The sequence below is a fragment of the Pseudomonas citronellolis genome (assembly GCF_029335315.1).
Classification (GTDB): domain Bacteria; phylum Pseudomonadota; class Gammaproteobacteria; order Pseudomonadales; family Pseudomonadaceae; genus Pseudomonas; species Pseudomonas citronellolis_A.
In genome coordinates, this window is the sequence record NZ_JARJLT010000044.1 from 1 (window position 1) to 4,485 (window position 4,485).

3 protein-coding genes are annotated in these 4,485 nt (G+C 66.8%); all 3 read left to right on the forward strand.

The genetic code is table 11. The features are described 5' to 3' along the window. Window positions 1-4 precede the first annotated feature (4 nt). The 3 genes from P3W75_RS03590 (at window position 5) to acs (ending at window position 4,025) form a co-directional block, all read left to right on the forward strand. On the forward strand, window positions 5-643 hold the full coding sequence (locus tag P3W75_RS03590) for a TRAP transporter small permease (protein WP_276226000.1): 639 nt from the start codon (window positions 5-7) through the stop codon (window positions 641-643). Then, a complete protein-coding gene (dctM, locus tag P3W75_RS03595) occupies window positions 640-1,920 on the forward strand; it encodes a C4-dicarboxylate TRAP transporter large permease protein DctM (protein WP_276225998.1) in 1,281 nt (426 codons plus the stop codon). The genes P3W75_RS03590 and dctM overlap by 4 nt, the downstream gene beginning before the upstream one ends. 149 nt (window positions 1,921-2,069) lie before the next feature. Beyond that, window positions 2,070-4,025: an acetate--CoA ligase gene (gene acs, locus P3W75_RS03600; RefSeq protein WP_276225999.1), complete on the forward strand. Its 1,956-nt coding sequence runs from the start codon at window positions 2,070-2,072 to the stop codon at window positions 4,023-4,025. Window positions 4,026-4,485 lie beyond the last annotated feature (460 nt).

A 4,485-nucleotide genomic window follows, 5' to 3' on the forward strand; every position in this document is an offset into this window, starting at 1 on the left:
AGCCATGAATAGCTTCGTGCGCGTCTGCAACCGCCTGGAGGAGGGCATGATCGTCGTGCTCCTGGCGGCGATGACGCTGGTGACCTTCCTCTACGTGGTGGTGACCAACGTCTTCACCCTGTTCTACGACGCCGGCGACCGCCTCACGGCGCTGCGCGCGCCGCTCTACGCGGTCGGCGACCTGCTGCTGGGCGTGGCCCAGGACATGGCCTGGAGCAACGCCCTGACCAAGGCGCTGTTCGGCTGGCTGATCTTCTTCGGCATCGCCTATGGCGTGCGCACCGCCGGCCACCTCGGCGTCGACGCCCTGGTGCGCCTGGCGCCGCGCCGCGTGCAGCGCGCCATCGGGGTGCTCGCCTGCCTGTGCTGCCTGGCCTACGCCGGGCTGTTCATGGTGGCCAGCTTCGCCTGGGTGAAGACCCTGTTCGTCGCCGGCATCGGCGCCGAGGACCTCGACCACTTCGGCATCCTCCAGGCCTACATCGCGGTGATAGTGCCGGTCGGCTTCGCCCTGGTGCTGCTGCGCTACCTGGAAATCCTCTGGCGCCTGCTGCAGGGTCGCCAGCTCGGCCTGGGCCTGGCCGACGAAGCCGCCGAGGCTACCCGCCTGGCCGGCGAGCAGGACGGGGAGGCGCGCCCATGACCGTCCTCGCGCTGTTCCTGCTGCTGTTCCTGTTCATGTTCATCGGCGTGCCCATCGCCATTTCCCTGGGCCTGTCCGGCGCGGTGACCATCCTGCTGTTCAGCCAGGACTCGGTGCGTTCGCTGGCGATCAAGCTGTTCGAGACCTCCGAGGCCTACACCCTGCTGGCGATTCCGTTCTTCCTGCTGTCCGGCGCCTTCATGACCACCGGCGGGGTGGCGCAGCGGCTGATCGACTTCGCCAACGCCTGCGTCGGGCACATCCGTGGCGGCCTGGCGATCGCCGCGGTACTGGCCTGCATGCTGTTCGCCGCGCTGTCCGGCTCGTCGCCGGCGACGGTGGCGGCGGTCGGCTCGATCGCCGTGGCCGGCATGGTGCGCTCGGGCTACCCGCGCGAGTTCGGCGCCGGGATCATCTGCAACGCCGGCACCCTCGGCATCCTCATCCCGCCGTCGATCGTCATGGTGGTCTACTCGGCGGCCACCGAGACCTCGGTGGGCAAGCTGTTCGTCGCCGGGGTGGTGCCGGGGCTGCTGCTCGGGGTGATCCTGATGGTGGTCATCTACATAGTCGCGCGGATCAAGAAGCTGCCGGCGCAACCGCGCGTCAGCCTGCGCCAGTGGCTGGCCACCGCGCGCCGCGCCGGCTGGGGGCTGGCGCTGCTGGCGATCATCCTCGGCGGCATCTACTCCGGGCTGTTCACCCCGACCGAGGCGGCGGCGGTGGCGGCGGTGTACTCGGCCTTCGTCGCGCTCTTCGTGTACAAGGACATGCGCCTGCGCGACTGCCCCAAGGTGCTGCTGGAGTCCGGGCGGCTGAGCATCATGCTGATGTTCATCATCGCCAACGCCATGCTCTTCGCCCACGTGCTGACCACCGAGCAGATTCCCCAGCAGATCACCGAATGGGTGGTGCAGGAGGGGCTGACGCCGATCGGCTTCCTGCTGATGGTCAACGTGGTGCTGCTGGTGGCCGGCAGCTTCATGGAACCCTCGGCGATCACCCTGATCCTGGCGCCGATCTTCTTCCCCATCGCCATGAAACTGGGCATCGACCCGATCCACCTGGGCATCGTCATGGTAGTGAACATGGAAATCGGCCTGGTGCACCCGCCGGTGGGGCTCAACCTGTTCGTCACCTCGGCGGTCACCGGCCTGCCGCTGGGGGCGACCATCCGCGCGGCGCTGCCGTGGCTGATGATCCTCCTGCTGTTCCTCATCCTGGTCACCTACGTGCCGTTCATTTCCCTGGCGCTGCCCCACGCGCTGGGCATGTGACGGAATGCCGCAGGCCCCGTCAGCCGTGCTGATGGGGCTCATCACTATGGCCATGGATTGGTAAGACCATGGTCGTATGGCCGCTGCGCACCCCGGCCGTTACAACTTGGTCCCAACAAGAACAACACTCCGAACCGAGGTAACGCGTCATGACTGCGGCATCCGTGTATCCCGTGCGCCCCGAAGTGGCCGCCACTACGCTGACCGACGAAGCCACCTACAAGAAGCTGTACCAGCAATCGGTGGTCAACCCCGATGGCTTCTGGCGCGAGCAGGCGCAACGGGTGGAATGGATCAAGCCCTTCACCAAGGTCAAGCAGACCTCCTTCGACGACCACCACGTCGACATCAAGTGGTTCGCCGACGGCACCCTGAACCTCTCCTACAACTGCCTCGACCGTCACCTCGCCGAGCGTGGCGACCAGGTGGCGATCATCTGGGAAGGCGACGATCCGTCCGAGCACCGCGAGATCACCTACCGCCAGCTGCACGAGCAGGTCTGCAAGTTCGCCAACGCCCTGCGCGGCCAGGACGTGCACCGTGGCGACGTGGTGACCATCTACATGCCGATGATCCCGGAAGCCGTGGTGGCCATGCTCGCCTGCACCCGCATCGGCGCGATCCACTCGGTGGTGTTCGGCGGCTTCTCCCCCGAAGCGCTGGCCGGGCGCATCATCGATTGCCGTTCCAAGGTGGTGATCACCGCCGACGAAGGCGTGCGCGGCGGCAAGAAAACCCCGCTCAAGGCCAACGTCGACGATGCCCTGACCAACCCGGAAACCAACAGCGTGCAGAAGATCATCGTCTGCAAGCGCACCGGCTCTTCGATCAAGTGGAACCAGCACCGCGACGTCTGGTACGAAGACCTGATGAAGGTCGCCGGCACCACCTGCGCGCCGAAGGAAATGGGCGCCGAGGACCCGCTGTTCATCCTCTACACCTCCGGTTCCACCGGTAAGCCCAAGGGCGTGCTGCACACCACCGGCGGCTACCTGGTGTACGCCTCGCTGACCCACGAGCGGGTCTTCGACTACCGCCCCGGCGAAGTCTTCTGGTGCACCGCCGACATCGGCTGGGTCACCGGCCACAGCTATGTCGTCTACGGCCCGCTGGCCAACGGCGCGACCACCGTGCTGTTCGAGGGCGTGCCGAACTACCCGGACATCAGCCGCGTCGCCAAGATCGTCGACAAGCACAAGGTCAACATCCTCTACACCGCGCCCACCGCCATCCGCGCCATGATGGCCGAGGGCAAGGCGGCGGTCGAAGGTGCCGACGGCTCCAGCCTGCGCCTGCTGGGCTCGGTGGGCGAACCGATCAACCCGGAAGCCTGGCAGTGGTACTACGAGACCGTCGGCCAGTCGCGCTGCCCGATCGTCGACACCTGGTGGCAGACCGAGACCGGCGCCTGCCTGATGACCCCGCTGCCGGGCGCCCACGCGCTGAAGCCGGGCTCCGCCGCCAAGCCGTTCTTCGGCGTGGTGCCGGCCCTGGTCGACAACCTGGGCAACATCATCGAAGGCGCCGCCGAGGGCAACCTGGTGATCCTCGACTCCTGGCCGGGCCAGGCGCGCACCCTGTACGGCGACCACGACCGCTACGTCGACACCTACTTCAAGACCTTCAAGGGCATGTATTTCACCGGCGACGGCGCCCGTCGCGACGAAGACGGCTACTACTGGATCACCGGCCGCGTCGACGACGTGCTCAACGTCTCCGGCCACCGCATGGGCACCGCCGAGATCGAGAGCGCCATGGTCGCCCACCCGAAAGTGGCCGAGGCCGCGGTGGTTGGCGTGCCGCACGACATCAAGGGGCAGGGCATCTACGTCTACGTCACCCTGAACGCTGGCGAGGAAGCCAACGAGCAACTGCGCCAGGAGCTCAAGGCCTGGGTACGCAAGGAAATCGGCCCGATCGCCACCCCGGACGTCATCCAGTGGGCCCCGGGCCTGCCGAAGACCCGCTCGGGCAAGATCATGCGGCGCATCCTGCGCAAGATCGCCACGGCCGAGTACGACGCCCTGGGCGACATCTCCACCCTGGCCGACCCGGGTGTGGTGCAGCACCTGGTGGATACCCACCGCTCGATGAAAGCCGCCTGATCTGCGCCTGAAACGAAAACGCCCCGGCTTGCCGGGGCGTTTTCATTTTCGGTGTTGGCGTTTCGTGGGCCTGCCTGTAGCGAGCCTGGCGTCGTGCTCCTCTCTCCCACTCGTCATCCCCGCGAACGCGGGGACCCAGAGACTTTGTGGTTGGGGTTCGGTGTAGCGCGCCGCTTATGAGTGCTCGGAGGTTTCTTGTTTCGCCCCCTCGGGCGACCTACTTTGGCAAACGCCGGAAGGCCGGCCCCGCCCAAAGTAGGCAAAGGTCTTGCCCCGAACATACGGGCCCGATGAAGCCGGGCTCCCCTCACGAATTCCCCCGCCACGGAGGCACGCCCCGACAGTACGTCCCTGTACAGATCGGGGCTCGCGCGACATCCATGTCGCCCGACCTCCTGAGCGGGGGTTTCGCTCGGCCTCCTGAACGGGGCGTTCGGTGTGCTCGGATGCTTCTCTGGAA